16 protein-coding genes are annotated in these 14,899 nt (G+C 58.7%); 8 read left to right on the top strand and 8 right to left on the bottom strand.

The features are described 5' to 3' along the window. Nucleotides 1–228: 228 nt before the first annotated feature. Both LQ231_RS11515 and LQ231_RS11510 read right to left on the bottom strand, forming a co-directional pair. The gene (locus LQ231_RS11515; RefSeq protein WP_230171409.1) at nucleotides 229–843 is read right to left on the bottom strand and encodes a flavin reductase family protein; all 615 of its coding nucleotides are present in this window, start codon (nucleotides 841–843) and stop codon (nucleotides 229–231) included. Beyond that, nucleotides 843–1,427, bottom strand: coding sequence for a nitroreductase (locus LQ231_RS11510; RefSeq protein WP_230171408.1), 585 nt, complete (start codon nucleotides 1,425–1,427; stop codon nucleotides 843–845). Before LQ231_RS11510 ends, LQ231_RS11515 begins: the two co-directional genes overlap by 1 nt. 109 nt (nucleotides 1,428–1,536) lie before the next feature. On the opposite strand from LQ231_RS11510, the gene LQ231_RS11505 reads away from it, so the two are divergent. Continuing rightward, nucleotides 1,537–2,487 carry a hypothetical protein gene (locus LQ231_RS11505; RefSeq protein WP_113141286.1) on the top strand — a complete coding sequence of 317 codons (951 nt, stop codon included), beginning with the start codon at nucleotides 1,537–1,539 and terminating at the stop codon, nucleotides 2,485–2,487. A gap of 3 nt (nucleotides 2,488–2,490) precedes the next feature. Here the strand turns inward: LQ231_RS11505 and LQ231_RS11500 are convergent, their stop codons facing one another. The 4 genes from LQ231_RS11500 to LQ231_RS11485 form a co-directional block, all read right to left on the bottom strand. Beyond that, entirely contained in the window at nucleotides 2,491–3,330 is an 840-nt protein-coding gene (locus LQ231_RS11500; RefSeq protein ID WP_230171407.1) for a lysophospholipid acyltransferase family protein, read from the bottom strand. 109 nt (nucleotides 3,331–3,439) lie between these two features. Beyond that, complete coding sequence (gene thrS / locus LQ231_RS11495; RefSeq protein WP_230171406.1) at nucleotides 3,440–5,440, bottom strand: threonine--tRNA ligase; 2,001 nt, start codon at nucleotides 5,438–5,440, stop codon at nucleotides 3,440–3,442. A gap of 133 nt (nucleotides 5,441–5,573) precedes the next feature. Next, the gene (yidD, locus tag LQ231_RS11490; protein WP_230171405.1) at nucleotides 5,574–5,945 is read right to left on the bottom strand and encodes a membrane protein insertion efficiency factor YidD; all 372 of its coding nucleotides are present in this window, start codon (nucleotides 5,943–5,945) and stop codon (nucleotides 5,574–5,576) included. 2 nt (nucleotides 5,946–5,947) lie between these two features. Beyond that, nucleotides 5,948–6,394, bottom strand: coding sequence for an iron-sulfur cluster assembly scaffold protein (locus LQ231_RS11485; protein ID WP_113141282.1), 447 nt, complete (start codon nucleotides 6,392–6,394; stop codon nucleotides 5,948–5,950). A 287-nt stretch (nucleotides 6,395–6,681) separates the two neighbouring features. Here LQ231_RS11485 and folE point away from each other — a divergent pair, with 287 nt between their 5' ends. From folE to LQ231_RS11470, 3 genes are all read left to right on the top strand, one after another. Beyond that, nucleotides 6,682–7,287, top strand: coding sequence for a GTP cyclohydrolase I FolE (folE, locus tag LQ231_RS11480; RefSeq protein WP_113141398.1), 606 nt, complete (start codon nucleotides 6,682–6,684; stop codon nucleotides 7,285–7,287). A gap of 23 nt (nucleotides 7,288–7,310) precedes the next feature. Then, entirely contained in the window at nucleotides 7,311–7,763 is a 453-nt protein-coding gene (gene hisI, locus LQ231_RS11475; protein ID WP_230171404.1) for a phosphoribosyl-AMP cyclohydrolase, read from the top strand. A gap of 84 nt (nucleotides 7,764–7,847) precedes the next feature. After that, nucleotides 7,848–8,807, top strand: a complete 960-nt coding sequence (locus tag LQ231_RS11470; protein ID WP_113141280.1) for a patatin-like phospholipase family protein — start codon at nucleotides 7,848–7,850, stop codon at nucleotides 8,805–8,807. Nucleotides 8,808–8,911: 104 nt separating this feature from the next. Here LQ231_RS11470 and LQ231_RS11465 read toward each other — a convergent pair whose 3' ends face one another. Further along, nucleotides 8,912–9,346, bottom strand: a complete 435-nt coding sequence (locus LQ231_RS11465) for a CBS domain-containing protein (protein ID WP_113141279.1) — start codon at nucleotides 9,344–9,346, stop codon at nucleotides 8,912–8,914. 106 nt (nucleotides 9,347–9,452) lie between these two features. Then, the gene (locus LQ231_RS11460; protein WP_230171403.1) at nucleotides 9,453–10,214 is read right to left on the bottom strand and encodes a rhomboid family intramembrane serine protease; all 762 of its coding nucleotides are present in this window, start codon (nucleotides 10,212–10,214) and stop codon (nucleotides 9,453–9,455) included. A 320-nt stretch (nucleotides 10,215–10,534) separates the two neighbouring features. Between LQ231_RS11460 and LQ231_RS11455 the strand changes: the two genes are divergently transcribed. The 4 genes from LQ231_RS11455 to LQ231_RS11440 all read left to right on the top strand — a co-directional run bounded on the left by LQ231_RS11455 (nucleotide 10,535) and on the right by LQ231_RS11440 (nucleotide 14,876). Beyond that, complete coding sequence (locus LQ231_RS11455) at nucleotides 10,535–11,146, top strand: PilZ domain-containing protein (protein WP_113141277.1); 612 nt, start codon at nucleotides 10,535–10,537, stop codon at nucleotides 11,144–11,146. A gap of 538 nt (nucleotides 11,147–11,684) precedes the next feature. Beyond that, nucleotides 11,685–12,296 (top strand): transglutaminase-like cysteine peptidase, encoded by a 612-nt coding sequence (locus LQ231_RS11450; protein WP_113141276.1) that lies wholly within the window; start codon nucleotides 11,685–11,687, stop codon nucleotides 12,294–12,296. 227 nt (nucleotides 12,297–12,523) lie between these two features. Then, complete coding sequence (locus LQ231_RS11445; RefSeq protein WP_230171402.1) at nucleotides 12,524–13,315, top strand: hypothetical protein; 792 nt, start codon at nucleotides 12,524–12,526, stop codon at nucleotides 13,313–13,315. 169 nt (nucleotides 13,316–13,484) lie between these two features. Continuing rightward, nucleotides 13,485–14,876, top strand: a complete 1,392-nt coding sequence (locus LQ231_RS11440) for a D-alanyl-D-alanine carboxypeptidase (RefSeq protein ID WP_230173319.1) — start codon at nucleotides 13,485–13,487, stop codon at nucleotides 14,874–14,876. Nucleotides 14,877–14,899: the final 23 nt, after the last annotated feature.

The raw sequence follows: 14,899 nt of genomic DNA, 5'->3' as shown, positions 1-14,899 counted from the left end.
TCAAACCCACTCGCTACGAGAAATCCCACACGCGGCCCTAAGGCCCGGATTCCGACGCTAGCGGCAAAGTCTTTAAGAATTGTTCACCACGTTCATTAACCAGCGTCATCCGCTCGAAATCAAATGGCCACTGCGAGGTCGCTCAAAATTGAAACGATCACGGCGCCAGAAATCCGGCTTCGGGCTTTGCTGTGGCAGGGACATCGAAGGTGAGTCGCAGACCAGTCTTCAGACCGATTCCGGCGGCTTCGGACGTCCGAGCTCAAAGATCGGGCCAATTCCGGCATAGTCCATATAGCCGAGCCGCATGACCGGATGCGCAGCAGCCAGATCAAAACGACCCTCACGAATGACACTTTCATGGATGTGTATGCCGACCACCTGGCCGAACACGGCATGGCTGTCCGTGTCGTGACCGTTCATGTCCTTCAAGGTCGCGATCGAAGCTACCCGGCACTCCAGGACCGCTACGGCTTCCGCCACATAGGGCGCATCGACCAGGCGGCCGTCGATCGGCGTCAAGCCGGCAATCGCAAATTCGTCCGCGCCATAGGGCACAGCCACCGAAGACGCATTCATCGCATCGATCAACGCTGCGGAGACGAAATTTGCGGTGAAGACGCCGGTCTCTTCGGCATTGCGCAGTGAATCCTTGCGACCGCTCGATGAAAACATGACCATCTTCGGCCGGTCACTGACGGCGTTGAAGAAAGAATAAGGCGATAGGTTGCGGCTGCCATCCCTTCCCCTGGTGCCGATCCAGCCAATCGGACGCGGCGCCACGATCGCCTTGAAGGGATCGTGGGCCATGCCATGGGCATTGCTTGTCGTGTCGTAGAACATCAATCGTCCCCACCCTGCCAGGTTACCACATCCGCCAATGCCGGGCGCGGACGCTCGACGATCGGGAATGTGGTGGAGCCGATATGAATAAAGCCGGCGACCTTCTCACCCGGCTTCACCCCCAACAAGGGATAGGCCTGCTGATCGAAGGCGAACCACTCGCTCAGCCAGTTGGAGACATAGCCATGCGCGTTGACCGCCATCAGCAGATTGAGGCAGACGGCACCGGCCGACATGACCTGCTCCCATTCCGGGATCTTGATATGCGGGCCGGCCGTCGAAATGACGCCGATGACAACAGGCGCGCGGGTGAAACGGTTGCGCTCGACCTCGATCATTTCCGCCGACAGCTCGGGATTCTTCTTCAACGCCATCGCCAGAAGCTCATCGCCGAGGCGCGCGCGCTCGGCTCCGCGATAGACCACGAAACGCCAGGGCGCGATCTTTCCGTGGTCTGGCACGCGCACTGCGAGGGTCAGGATCGCTTCGATTTCGTCGCGACTCGGGCCCGGTTCACACATCTGAAATGCGGGGACGGAACGACGAACACGCAAATAATCCACTAATTTGATATCATTTTTCATCTTGCAACACCTTAGAAAGCCTTCGAATGGCAAACTTGTCTTGAAATTGCCACCACGTTCGGATTGAACTTGCTGGCATTGGACAGGAAGTCAACCAACAGTGCATTGCATGACAGGCCATCGAATTGTGACCCGGCTCGCGCTCGGGCTTTGCGTGACCCTTGCGGTCGCGGGCTCCAGTTATGGACAGGAAGCCTTCGAGACTTTCAAGCAGTTAAACGGTTCGACGAAGATGCCGAAACTGAAGGCGTTCTCCGCCCCCCTTGCAACGGAACTTGCGCCGGCGATCCAGAGCCGCAACATCAAGCTTGAAGCCAAGCTGACGAATGATGGCGCCCCCATGCTGCATGGCCTCTCCTGGCGCGTCTTCAGCCCGATTCCCGGTCCAGACGGTAAACTGCCGCTGCTGGCGAGTGCCGAAGGTGGATCTGCCGATTTCCAGCTGGCTCCGGGAGACTATTTCGTCAACGTCTCCTTTGGCCGTGCAGGTGCCACCAAAAAGCTCTCCATACCGAATCAAGGTAATGTCGAGGATCAGGTGATGGTCCTGGATGCGGGCGGGCTGCTGCTCAGTGCGATTTCCGGCCCGGACACCCAGATTCCGGACAAGGATCTGAGCTTTGATATCTACTCGACCGAGGTGAAGACGGACGGCGAGCGGGGCCTGGTTCTGGCCGATGTGAAACCGCATACGATCATCAGGCTGAATGCCGGTACGTATCACGTCGTGTCGGAATACGGGACAATCAACGCTGCCGTGCGCGCAGACATCAAGGTCGAAGCCGGCAAGTTGACCGAAGCGACGATCCAGCATCGCGCATCACAGATCGGCTTCAAGCTGGTTTCCGACGAAGGCGGCGAGGCGATTGCTGATACTGCCTGGTCGGTTCTAACATCCGGTGGCGACGTGGTGGCCGAAAGCGTCAGTGCATTTCCGGTCATGGTCCTGTCGGAGGGCGACTACACCGCCATCGCCCGCAACAAGGACAAGATCTACCAGCGAGATTTCAAGGTCGTGGCAGGTCGCAACAGTGACGTTGAGCTACAACTGACCAAGTAGGCGCTAGCCTGCCTTGCGAAATGCCCGTCGCGGCGCCGGTGCCATGCTGAAGACAGCACCAAAAAGCTTCGACAACAAATCCTTGCGATCCGGCGACGCACTCAATTCTTCCCATGGCATCATCCGTCCCACCCGCGCCCTGATCGTCGAGCCGGACAGGCGGCGAAATTCGCGAATCAAGAGCGAAACGCGAAGGGTCAAAGAGAGCTTGCTGGCCAGATGGAAAAGACGGCCGTTCTGCCCTTCGAAAAAGACCGGGACGACATTGGCCTTGGCGGCCTGGATCAATTTGGCTGGAAAGATCTTCCATGGGAGGTCTTCTGCTTTGCCGAAGCCCTTCTTCGCCGTGGCCACGCCACCGGCCGGAAAAATCACGACAGTCACGCCTTCCTTCAAAAGCCGCACGGCTTCATGGCGGGTCTGCATGTTGATGGCCAAAGCTTCCTTGGTTTCCTCAAAAGAGACCGGCAGCGAATACGGCGCCATTTCCGGCACTTTCAGCAGTTCATCATTGATCAGCACGCGGAATGGACGGCCGAGCTGTTCGGCAAGTGCCAGCACAGCGATGCCGTCGCCGATGCCGAAGGGATGGTTGGCGACGATCACGATCGGGCCTTCAGGAATATGCGCCGGCGGCCATTCGCCCTGCACCTTCATCTCGACATTGATCAGATCCAGCATCTTGCCGAAGACACGATCGGTCTTGCCGACAATATCATTGCGCCAGATATCATACAGGCGGGTGTAACGATCGCGTCCGGAAAGACCTTCGATCGATCGGATAAACCAGCGCTTCAGGCGCGGGTCGCGTTCATTGGCATAAGAGAGTTCTTTGAACTGCACTGGCCACCCCAATCGACCACCTGACTATATGAACTGTCGGCATATAGCATTTCGATGACGGAATTCTGACAGGGTCGGACTTGTCCCGGCCCTGTCAGAGTTTGTCATGTCAACGCGCTGCCCGCGCCGCAAGCTTGCGCTTCACGTCTGGTGGCGTTGCCTCGCCGGCAAGCACTGCCACGGCTTCGGCCAGGCTCATGGAAACCTGCTCCTGCGAGCCGAGGCGGCGAATGTTGACCGTCTGCTCTTCCGCCTCGCGCTTGCCGCAGACGATGATCACCGGAACCTTGGTCACCGAATGCTCGCGGACCTTGTAGTTGATCTTCTCGTTGCGGAAATCGGTCTCGACCTGGAGACCGGCATCGCGCAGCTGTTCGGCCACTTCACGACCGTAGTCGTCGGCATCCGAAGTGATGGTCGCGACCACGACCTGCAGCGGTGCAAACCACAGCGGCATGTGACCGGCGAAGTTTTCGATCAGGATACCGAGGAAACGCTCCATCGAACCGCAGATGGCGCGGTGGATCATCACCGGCTGCTTCTTTTCCGACTTGTCGTCGATGTAGAAGGCACCAAAACGTTCCGGCAGATTGAAGTCGACCTGGGTCGTGCCGCACTGCCATTCGCGGCCGATGGCATCACGCAGCGTATATTCGAACTTCGGACCGTAGAAAGCGCCCTCGCCCGGCATGATCCCGGTCTTGATTCGGCCACCCGACTGTTCTTCGATGGTTTTCAGAACATCCATCATCACGCTTTCGGCGCGATCCCAGAGCTCGTCCGAGCCGACGCGCTTGTCCGGGCGGGTTGACAACTTCACCACCACTTCCTGGAACCCGAAGTCCTCGTAGACAGACAGAATCAGGTCGTTGATGCGCAGGCATTCGGCCGCCATCTGCTCTTCCGTGCAGAAGACATGGGCATCGTCCTGGGTGAAGCCACGCACACGCATCAGACCGTGCAGCGCGCCGGAAGCCTCATAGCGGTGAACGTTGCCGAATTCGGCGAGCCGCACGGGCAACTCGCGATAGGACTTCAGGCCATGCTTGAAGATCTGAACATGACCCGGGCAGTTCATCGGCTTCAGCGCGAAGATCTTCTGATCGGCTTCCTTGTCGTCGGGATGGGTGAAGGCATGAGCCGATTTTACGGCAAACATGTTCTCCTGGTACCAGCCCCAGTGACCTGAGGTTTCCCAGAGAGACTTGTCGAGGATCTGCGGTGCGTTGACCTCCTGGTAGGTGCCTTCAAGACGACGGCGCATATAGGAGGTCAGGGTCTGGAACATGCGCCAGCCCTTGCCATGCCAGAACACAACGCCCGGTCCCTCTTCCTGGAAATGGAACAGGTCCATTTCGCGACCAAGCTTGCGATGATCGCGCTTTTCGGCTTCGGCGAGAATGTGCAGGTAGTTGTCGAGCTGCTCCTGTTCGGCGAAGGCCGTGCCGTAGATGCGGGTCAGCATCGGATTGTTGCTGTCGCCGCGCCAATAGGCACCGGCGACCTTCATCAGCTTGAAGGCCATGCCGATCTGGCCGGTGGAGGCCATATGCGGGCCGCGGCAGAGATCGAACCAGTCGCCCTGATAATAGATCTTCAGATCCTGGTCTTCCGGGATCGCGTCAACCAGTTCGACCTTGTAGGCCTCACTTTTGGCGGCAAAAACTTCCTTGGCCTTGTTGCGCGGCCAGATCTCCTTGGTGAAAGGCTTGTTGCGCTGGATGATCTCCTTCATCCGCTTTTCGATCTTCGGCAGATCTTCCGGCGTGAAGGGTTCGTTCTTGGCGAAATCGTAATAGAAGCCGTTCTCGATGACCGGGCCGATGGTCACCTGGGTACCGGGCCACAGCTCCTGCACGGCCTCGGCCATAACGTGAGCGGCGTCATGACGGATCAACTCGAGAGCGCGGGGATCGGTGCGGGTGACGATTTCGATCAGGCCATCGACGACCGGATCGGACAGGTCGCGCAAGGTGCCGTCCAGCGTTATCGCGACAGCCTTCTTTGCAAGCGACTTGGAAATGGCTTCGGCGACCTCGCGGCCGGTCGTGCCAGCGGCATATTCGCGGACGGAACCATCGGGGAATTTCAGGGAAACGGTATCAGACATGGTAGTCTCCTTATCCAGTCCCGCCAACGAATGCGGGTGGTGAAAGATGCCGGGTGATTTGCCCGGCCAATGAACGCCGGTTTGATAAGCCGAAAGGCGATTTGAGTAAAGGAATTTGCTGCGCGCGCCGGCCTCAGCCGTGGCTCTGGCGGCCGATGGGCCAATAGGTCCAGGGTGCGTACCAGCGAACGAATGGCGGCATTGTTTCCGGCACGGGGTCCACACCCCAGGTGCCACCCGGTCCACAACGGGATACGCGAAACAGTGTCAGCCAGCCGCCATTCCAAAACCCATGCCGAGCAATCGCCTCATAACCATATTCGGAGCAGGTCGGCATGTGGCGGCAGGAACTGCCGATCAGGCTGGAAAGGCTGATCTGGTATGTCCGGATTATTGCCACACCGAAAAGCCGACCCGGCGTCTTGCGGAACGGTCCGGACCAGTTGCGACCCTTGGACGATGGTCCATCCGGCGGCCGATGGCCACAATCAGGACTGTCGCACATGGTCAACTCGCCTGCGCTGGCAAGGCTGCGCGCTCGATTTGATCGAGACAGTCGACAACGGCATCAAAGGTCAACATGGTCGAGGCATGGCGCGCCTTATAGTCGCGGACCGGCTTGAGAAAACGCATGTCTTCGAAACGACCGCCCGGACCCTCGCCGCCGTCCTTGAGCATGGCCAGCATATCGATACGAGCCTGGCGGATTTCCTCTGCCGTCGCGCCGATGACATGTCGTGCCATGATCCCGGATGAAGCCTGGCCGAGTGCGCAGGCTTTGACCTCATGGGAAAAAGCGCTAACCGCGCCGTTGTCCAGCGACAGATGGACACGCACACGGGATCCGCAAAGCTTCGAGTGTTTCTCGGCGGTCGCCTGCGCATCCGTCAACACGCCGACATGGCTGATATTGCCGGCAAACTCGAGGATTTTGGTGTTGTAGATGTCGTCCATTGTCCATCCATGCCAGCGTACACGTCTTATAAGCGGCCGTGAGTTTTCTATCAGGCTTCCGCCAACTCTCTACAGCTTGGCGCAATCCATTCCCTTTTCAGGGGCAGAGTTGAAACTATATTGCATGTGTGTCGCGGTGCCAAATGTTACAAGGGTGAGTGCCGGGGCTGATGTGTCGCAGACGATAATTTCCAGAACGGACTTGCAATATGAGCCGCATTGCGCATTTACAATCTGAAAAAGCAAAACAGGCGGTCTGCGACAGTCAGGACCGGGAGATCAAAGGCATGGATGCCATCGTCAAGAAGCTGACCACGGAATCACCGCGCCCGACGCGCGAGGAAGCCGAACAGGCGGTTCGCACACTGTTGTTGTGGGCTGGCGACGATCCGAACCGCGAGGGATTGCTGGACACGCCGGCACGTGTGGCAAAAGCCTATGGTGAGCTTTTTTCAGGTTATGACGCCGATATCGAGGAAGTGCTGGGACGCACGTTCGAAGAGGTCGGCGGATATGAAGACATGGTGCTGGTGCGCGATATTCCGTTCTTCTCCCATTGCGAACATCACATGCTTCCGGTCATGGGCAAGGCGCATGTCGCCTACCTGCCGAAGGGCCGCGTGCTCGGCCTGTCGAAGATCGCCCGCGTCGTAGACGTCTTTGCCCACCGCCTGCAGACGCAGGAAAACATGACGGCGCAGGTCGCTCATGCCATCGATGATACGCTGATGCCGCGCGGGGTTGCGGTTTTCATCGAGGCCGAGCATATGTGCATGGCGATGCGGGGCGTGCAGAAATCCGGCTCCACGACGCTGACCACAACCTTCACCGGCGTCTTCAAGGACAATGCTGCCGAGCAGGCACGCTTCATGTCCATGGTGCGGAGCCGGTGAGCCTCTGAAGGTTTCACCCGCCGATGACCAACTTCGCCTTCGCCGCGCCCTCCTCCGACAAGTCAGTTCTTGAGGAGGGAGTGGCTTTCACTCCGAAATTCGATGCCCATGGATTGGTGACAGCCGTTGTCACCGATGCGCGCGACGGCGTCCTGTTGATGGTCGCACACATGAATGCCGAGGCGATCGCGCTGACGCTTGAGACGGGGATCGGCCATTATTACAGCCGCTCTCGGGGCAAGATCTGGAAAAAGGGCGAAAGTTCGGGAAATCTGCAGTCGGTCAAGGAAATCCGCGTCGATTGCGACCAGGATGCACTCTGGCTGAAGGTTGAGGTCGCAGGCCACGACGCCACATGCCACACCGGGCGACGTTCCTGCTTCTATCGGCAGGCACTGATCGTCGATGGAGCGCCTACGCTGACGATCGCCGACGATCACCGGCACTTTGATCCGGATTCTGTCTACAAGGCTTAGTCCGGTCACCTTGAACTAAACGAAATCGTAAGCATAGAGTGTCCTAATACGAGCCGGAGTGTTCAGCTTGTGAGGAATACGGAGATGCTGAACTGGAGTTTGAGATCCAGCGGAGCCGGGCGCGAAGCGCCTTCGGTCGGGGAAGCGAGTGGCCTGGGATCAGGTCTTCCCACCCAACCCCAACCACCCAAGAAGCCCAAGGTTGCCTTGGCGCTTGGTGGCGGTGCTGCGCGCGGGTGGGCCCATATCGGCGTCTTGCGTGCGCTTGACGAGGAAGGCATCGAAGTTGGGATGATCGCCGGCACGTCGATCGGCGCGCTGGTCGGCGGTTGCTATCTCGCTGGCAAGCTTGACGAGCTTGAAGTTTTCGCCCGTTCGCTGACCATGCGCCGCATTGCCTCCCTGCTCGATCTGACAATCGGCGGCGGCGGTCTGCTTGGCGGCATGCGCCTGACCAAGCGGATGCAGGAGCATCTGCAAGGCTTGATGATCGAGGATCTGCCCAAGCCTTTCGTGGCGGTGGCGTCGGAACTCAACAGCGGTCACGAAGTGTGGATCGACGGCGGGCACCTGATCACCGCATTGCGGGCATCCTATGCCCTGCCCGGCATCTTCGAGCCGGTACGCTGCAACAATCGCACGCTGATCGATGGCGCGCTGGTGAATCCGGTGCCGGTTTCGGTGTGCCGGGCGCTCGAGCAACCGATCGTCATGGCGGTGAACCTCAACTACGACCTGTTCGGCCGATCGGCCGTCGTCAAGCATCGTGCAGGCGAATTGGTGGAGACAACCACCGAACTCCCTCGAGATCCGAACCGCATGGGCCTGACAGGGGTCATGGTCCAGGCTTTCAACATCATACAAGACCGGATCTCGCGCGCGCGGCTTGCCGGCGACCCGCCGGACCTTGCGCTGCATCCTCGCGTCAACGATATCGGACTGTCTGAATTCCACCGGGCCGGCGAAGCTATCGAGCGCGGTTATGCGGAAGCCAAGTCCCGGATCACCGAAATTCGACGCATGCAAGAGGCGGTCTCCCGCTAACCCGGTGGATCGGAACAGCGGGAAACGGTCTCACCTTCCGGCATTTGCGCAAGAGCGCACAATCATCCGGCACAGGTTTCATCCGGCACAGGTTTGCATGGGCATTATCCGGCGATATAGGCCTTGATCTGTTCGGCCTCGGTCTCGATCTCGCGAATGCGAGACTTCACCACGTCACCGATCGATATAATCCCTGACAATTTGCCATTGTCCTCAACCGGAACGTGGCGAAAACGACGGGCCGACATCATCTCCATCAGCTCGTTGACGCTCGTGTCCTCGCGGCAACGATAGACGTTCGCGGTCATCAAGGTTGAAATCTGCTGGTCAAAGGCATCACGCCCGTTCTGACCGATCGCACGCACGACATCGCGTTCGGTGAAAATGCCGACGATGCGATTCTCCATGCCGACAACCACGACCGCACCGATCTTGTTTTCTTCCAGGATATGGGCGGCTTCACCCAGTGTGACGCTCGGACCGACTGTTACGACGTCACGGCCCTTCTGTTCGAGTATGCTTCTGGCAGATGCTGTCATGCTTTCCTCCTAGCATTTCATCACGTCCTGATCACCACCGTCCCTGCACGGCGGCGACCCATTGAAGGTGCATGTTATTCAAGAGGAATGCAATATGTGGATAGCCCTAGTGGCTTCGTGCCGATCGGCTGTGGGGATCAAAAAACTGGAAGCAGAGGAAACCGAACAGGAAACCGCCGATATGCGCATCCCAGGCAATCATTCCGGCATAATCACCAAAGAGCGGCAGGCCGAAGGCGACGGCCACGTTTCCCAGAAACCAGACGATGATGAAGACCCGAACCGTGCGGTCTGCCAGTGCAGCCGGAACCGAGAGCAGCGGCGGTTCGATGCCGAAGGCTTCCAGATAGCCGCGCTGGCGCCCACCGAAGGCGAACCGGCAGGCCGCCCCCATCAGCGCCGAGATTACGCCGGACGCCCCGACCATAAGGGAAGGCTCGCCCCAGTTGACGGCGGCATGCAGGCCAGCGCCCGCCACCGAAGAAATGAGCCAGAAGACCAGAAAGCGAATGGGACCAATGCGGCGATAGACCGGCGTGCCGAACGCTGCCAACCACAGCCCATTGAAAGCCAGATGCTCAAAGCTGCCGTGAAGCAGAGAATAGGTGACCGGCGTCCAGAGCCAGGCCAATGTCTGATCGGAAAGTGGATAGACGTAGCGCAGAGGCGAGAAGGCAAATTCGAACGTGAGCCAGGCATTGCTCGCATCATTCAGGACCAGGGCCTGCAAGGCGTAGATCCCAGCCAGCAACGCAAGCGCCAATAGCACGCCGCCTGGCAGATTGAAGATCGGAGGATTGTCCGGCCGATGCGTGCTACGCGCCGGCTCGATTTCTGGCTCTTCGGGCGGCCTTGAACTGTCCTGCATCTGCTGATCCTTGCCGCATGTATGACCTTCCTGTTAGCCCAGACGGCGGTCAAAAAAAAGCCACCCGGAGAAACCGAGTGGCTTAGGCAAGCTGCGGAACTTCCGCGCATCCTTGAGTTGGTGCCGAAGGCGCGCCTTCGAGAAGTGATGGCTGTTTTCTGCCACAGCCGCCCGGCAGCCGCAATCTCAACCGATTCTTAACCTTAACGGCTGGCGCTCCCGCGCCAACGGACGGAACAAAACCGAAGCGCACAGCAAACGTTATGTTAACAGCTTGCCGATAATCATTTCGTAACCGCGAAATAGACAGATCGCCCATGATGTATTCATCGCAGACCAGCCAGAGCAACAGGATCGCTTCGCCGGGACAGCAGCGCGCCTTCCAGCGCGTCGCCGTCAGCCTGCAGGGCCGCCTGATGATGGCCGACTACGAAGAATATGTATGCAAGGTGATCGACATGTCGCCGGGCGACGTGCGTTTTGCCTGCGCCGGAAGACCACGGCCGAACGAGCGCATCATTGCCTATATCGACCATCTCGGCCGCATCGAAGGCACGGTGGTCAAGCTGACCGAGGACGGATTTGTCATCTCGATCAATGCAACTGTGCGCAAGCGCGAAAAACTCGCGGCCCAGTTGACATGGATTGCCAACAAACATGAACTCGGCCTGCCGGAAGATCGTCGCCACGATCGCCTGACACCGCGCAACACGCGGACGGAACTGACGCTTGAGGACGGCATGCGCTATCCCTGCCGCCTCATGGACCTTTCGCTCTCGGGGGCCGCCGTCGATATCGACATCCGTCCGCCGCTCGGCACGGCGGTTCGGCTTGGCAATATGCGCGGGCGCGTGGTTCGCCATTTCGCAGAGGGCGTGGCGATCGAGTTCTTGACACTACAGTCGCGCGAAGCCCTTACCGAATTTCTCTGATTTAATTCCGTTATCGCTTTCGTCGGCACCAGTGGTCCATCCGCTGGTGCCGATTTGCGTTTTGCGCATGATCCGGCCGATCCACTCCGCAAGGCGCTCGACCACGACACCGTTGCAAATATTTCGCCCGGCCTAAAAAATAATTTTGTGCGCCAAAATAGAACATTGCTTCGCTCTCGTCGCCCGAATGCACCTCAAACGCGATCGGCACTGATGACATAACGCGATGAGACCCAGGCGCGACATGGGGTCGCCAACAGATCACACCTGGAAGACCGACAAGCTAATCCTGATAAATACAATAATTTCAGATTGTTATCAGCACAGCCCCCGAATTGCCGACCATCGACAAAAGGCAGATCGTTCAAATTTGACGAAAACTTTATTCTTGTTTTATTCAAACAATACTCAAATTATAATCAAATACACCTAAATATAAAATCGTCTTATCATCAACTTTGCTTCGATTTGTACTGCAGAATTTCGCGAGAGATCAAATTCTCGATGTCATGTTGCCTCCAATACGGGGAGACAACCAATGACAACAAAGAAAAATCTGGGTATTGGACTTCTGACCGCCGCGATCGTCGGCTGCCTGGCAATTCCGGCTGCGGCCACATCGGCGAACATGCGCGTCATCGGCAAAGCCAATCCGCCGATCGGCCACTACGAATTCTGCAAGACCTACAGCGGAGAGTGCTCGAAGACCGGCAGTGACAGAGGCCCGATGGCCCTGACAGAGCCGCTTTGGAAAGAGATCCTTGAGATCAATTATACCGCGAACAGTCAGATCACACCCCTGACCGACATGGAGATCTACGGCGTTGAAGAGCGCTGGGCCTATCCGCGCACGGTCGGCGACTGCGAAGACTATGCGCTTTTGAAGCGCAAGATGCTGATGGACAAAGGGGTCGACGCATCCGACCTACTTCTGACCGTCGTGCTTCAACCGAATGGCGAAGGGCACGCCGTCCTGACAGTTCGCACCGACCATGGCGATTTCGTGCTGGACAACATGCGCAACAAGGTCCTGCTCTGGTCAGACACCGAATACACGTACCTGAAGCGCCAATCGTCCGAAGACCCTGCCCGCTGGGTCAAGCTTCAGGACGGCCGCGCCAGCGTTGTCGGCAGTGTCTCGTCCAATTAGCAGACTCCATCCATTGAAAAGTTTGGCCCGGTCTGTCCCCCGCATACCCGTCCCCTGACCGGAGCCACTGAGCCGGTCCCGTCCAACCGGGACCGGCTCTTCTTTCATATCCCGCGACGCCAGACGATATTTACAGAACATTAACCACAATCGCAGAACCTCTGCACATCCCTGTGCAGAATCGGCGCCTTCACCCGTGTCGTGAGCCGCCGAAGACGAGGTCTGCTATGCAGAGCGAAACAGCCGAAACCGGCGCATCCGACCACGCGCCGCTGATCTCGACCCGACTTCTGCTCGTTGCTGCCGGTCTTGTGCTGTTGCTTGCGCTTGCCTCGCTCGCCATCAGTTATGCGGGGCGCATCTACGGCGAACGGCTGTCCCTTGGCGGCCACAGTGAAAGTCGCGAAATCGTCACCATAACGATCGGCCGAGACCGACTGGCGCTTCCCGCCAATGCGATCCGGTTCGAGCAGCAGCGCATCGGTGGCCCTGCCGAACAAGTCGACCTCTATCTTCTCTGGCCGGAAATGACCGGCTACGAGCAGGGCCTGCGGCGACGTTTCGACGACCTCAGCCAGGAGCAGTCCCTGATTTTCCTACAGATTTCCCAAAGTACGATGTCTCGCGACATGTCGGGTCGTGTCGACCCCATTTACGCGCATCTCCTCAGTTCCACCGCGGAACGGGGTCCAGGCGGGCTCAGTATGCGGCGTTTCGAGCCCGGGACGGGATATGACGGCGAGGCGCTTCTCACCGCCAGTCACGCAGACGGTGACGATTATGCCGTGCGCTGCCTGCTGCCAGCGGATGCTGCGCAAGTGACCGATGGCGACTGCCAGCGGGATATCCATGTCGGCGAAGATCTGACCGTACTGTATCGATTTTCAAGCCGCATGCTGGGTGACTGGGCTGCCATCGATCAAGCCGTTCGCAGCTATGTCAGCACGCGGGCAACACCATTGCCGAACGAGACCTCGCATAAAATGCGACCGAACCCGTCAACTAAAGGTTCATCATAAACCTCTTGGTAAGGCTAAGTCCCTACCCTGTCCGGAAGTGGTCGCGATGGGGGAGCGTCCGGTCCGCAACGGTCATAGCTTGAAGAGTCTCGTGGTGCATAAATTTAACGGAAACCTCTATTTCGCCTCTCGTATTCGTAGGCTGGCAGTTGCCGCCCTGACGCTTGTGATGATGACGAGCTTCAGCGTCTCCGTCGCGCAAGCGGCGCCGAAATATGCGGGCGTGGTCATCGATGCCAAGTCGGGCAAAGTGCTTTACAGCGAGGACGCCGACAGTCTGCGCTATCCTGCATCGCTGACCAAGATGATGACCCTTTACATGGTTTTCGAGGCCCTTGAAGCCGGCCGGATATCGCTGAGCACAAAGGTGCCGATGTCCAAAAACGCCGCTGCGGAGCCACCGTCAAAACTCGGTGTCGGTGCGGGTCGCAGTCTCACGGTTGAGCAGGCCATTCAGGCGCTGGTCACCCGGTCTGCCAATGACGTCGCGACGGCACTGGGCGAATTTCTCGGTGGTTCGGAACAGCGCTTCGGCCAGATGATGACCGCCAAGGCACGCAACCTCGGCATGACCAAGACGACCTATCGCAATGCCCATGGGTTGCCGAATACGGCACAGATGACGACGGCACGCGATCAGGCGCGCCTCGGCATCGCCCTTCGCCAGCACTTTCCACAGTATTACGGATACTTTTCGACCCGCAGCTTCAAGTTTGGCAAGCAGGTGATCGGCAATCACAATCGCCTGCTCGGCAATGTGCGCGGCGTCGACGGTATCAAGACCGGCTATACGCGCGCTGCCGGCTTCAACCTGGCAACGTCAGCCGAAGCTGACGGACGCTCGATCGTGGCCGTCGTCCTCGGCGGCAAATCCGGCGCCAGCCGTGATGCAACGATGCGCAAACTGGTTGCTGCCTATCTGCCGAAAGCATCAGGATCCCGCGGCAACAGCAATCTGATTGCCGAGACCAACACTTCCGTTGCGCCGGGCGCGTCTGCCACAGCGTCGCTCGCGACATCGGCTCCAAGTCTGCCGTCCACCGGACCTTTGCCAGAAACACGGTATGGAACGGCGTCCGAGTCCGCTTTTGCCGCGCCTTCTGCCGGAAATGCCGCCAGCGCAGCCCTGGTCACCGCCACGACACCTCAGGCGAAAGCAACCGGAAAGGTCGTGCCTGTTCCGCAGCCCGCCCCTGCCTATATGCCGGACAGTGGTGCGTCGATTGCACCAGCAGCGCCGACCCAATCCATTGCCGAAGCTGCCGCCACGCCACAGGGCATCGATACGACCACCACGGCATCGACAGCCCCCTCCGCTGGCTGGGTCGTCCAGATCGGCACCTCGCCCGACAAGGACATGGCCATGACCCTTCTGCGCAACGCGCAGGAAAAAGGCGGAAAGGTATTGCGTTCCGCCACCCCCTTCACGATTGCCTATAATGGTGGATCGCAGCAGCTGTACCGTGCCCGGTTTGGCGGCTTTGATGACCAAAAGACAGCGGTCAATGCATGCAAGGCTTTGAAGAAACAGGGAATTGGTTGCTGGGCAGCTGCCCAGTAACTCACTCCCGCCGGTATCCTCGA

Origin of the sequence: Rhizobium sp. CECT 9324 (assembly GCF_918741265.1) — a bacterium.
Lineage (GTDB): Bacteria > Pseudomonadota > Alphaproteobacteria > Rhizobiales > Rhizobiaceae > Allorhizobium.
The sequence above is the reverse complement of the archived record's forward strand: the minus strand, read 5'-3'. Positions and strand labels throughout refer to the sequence as shown.

What these genes read in the sequence shown, in the direction of transcription:
- LQ231_RS11460 (WP_230171403.1), bottom strand. Translation starts at nt 10,214, where the DNA reads ATGCAGGACAGTTCAAGGCCGCCCGAAGAGCCAGAAATCGAGCCGGCG.
- LQ231_RS11445 (WP_230171402.1), top strand. Translation starts at nt 12,524, where the DNA reads ATGCAGAGCGAAACAGCCGAAACCGGCGCATCCGACCACGCGCCGCTG.
- LQ231_RS11515 (WP_230171409.1), bottom strand. Translation starts at nt 843, where the DNA reads ATGTTCTACGACACGACAAGCAATGCCCATGGCATGGCCCACGATCCC.
- LQ231_RS11510 (WP_230171408.1), bottom strand. Translation starts at nt 1,427, where the DNA reads ATGAAAAATGATATCAAATTAGTGGATTATTTGCGTGTTCGTCGTTCC.
- LQ231_RS11505 (WP_113141286.1), top strand. Translation starts at nt 1,537, where the DNA reads ATGACAGGCCATCGAATTGTGACCCGGCTCGCGCTCGGGCTTTGCGTG.
- hisI (WP_230171404.1), top strand. Translation starts at nt 7,311, where the DNA reads ATGACCAACTTCGCCTTCGCCGCGCCCTCCTCCGACAAGTCAGTTCTT.
- LQ231_RS11485 (WP_113141282.1), bottom strand. Translation starts at nt 6,394, where the DNA reads ATGGACGACATCTACAACACCAAAATCCTCGAGTTTGCCGGCAATATC.
- thrS (WP_230171406.1), bottom strand. Translation starts at nt 5,440, where the DNA reads ATGTCTGATACCGTTTCCCTGAAATTCCCCGATGGTTCCGTCCGCGAA.
- LQ231_RS11450 (WP_113141276.1), top strand. Translation starts at nt 11,685, where the DNA reads ATGACAACAAAGAAAAATCTGGGTATTGGACTTCTGACCGCCGCGATC.
- folE (WP_113141398.1), top strand. Translation starts at nt 6,682, where the DNA reads ATGGATGCCATCGTCAAGAAGCTGACCACGGAATCACCGCGCCCGACG.
- LQ231_RS11440 (WP_230173319.1), top strand. Translation starts at nt 13,485, where the DNA reads ATGATGACGAGCTTCAGCGTCTCCGTCGCGCAAGCGGCGCCGAAATAT.
- LQ231_RS11470 (WP_113141280.1), top strand. Translation starts at nt 7,848, where the DNA reads ATGCTGAACTGGAGTTTGAGATCCAGCGGAGCCGGGCGCGAAGCGCCT.
- LQ231_RS11465 (WP_113141279.1), bottom strand. Translation starts at nt 9,346, where the DNA reads ATGACAGCATCTGCCAGAAGCATACTCGAACAGAAGGGCCGTGACGTC.
- LQ231_RS11455 (WP_113141277.1), top strand. Translation starts at nt 10,535, where the DNA reads ATGTATTCATCGCAGACCAGCCAGAGCAACAGGATCGCTTCGCCGGGA.
- yidD (WP_230171405.1), bottom strand. Translation starts at nt 5,945, where the DNA reads ATGTGCGACAGTCCTGATTGTGGCCATCGGCCGCCGGATGGACCATCG.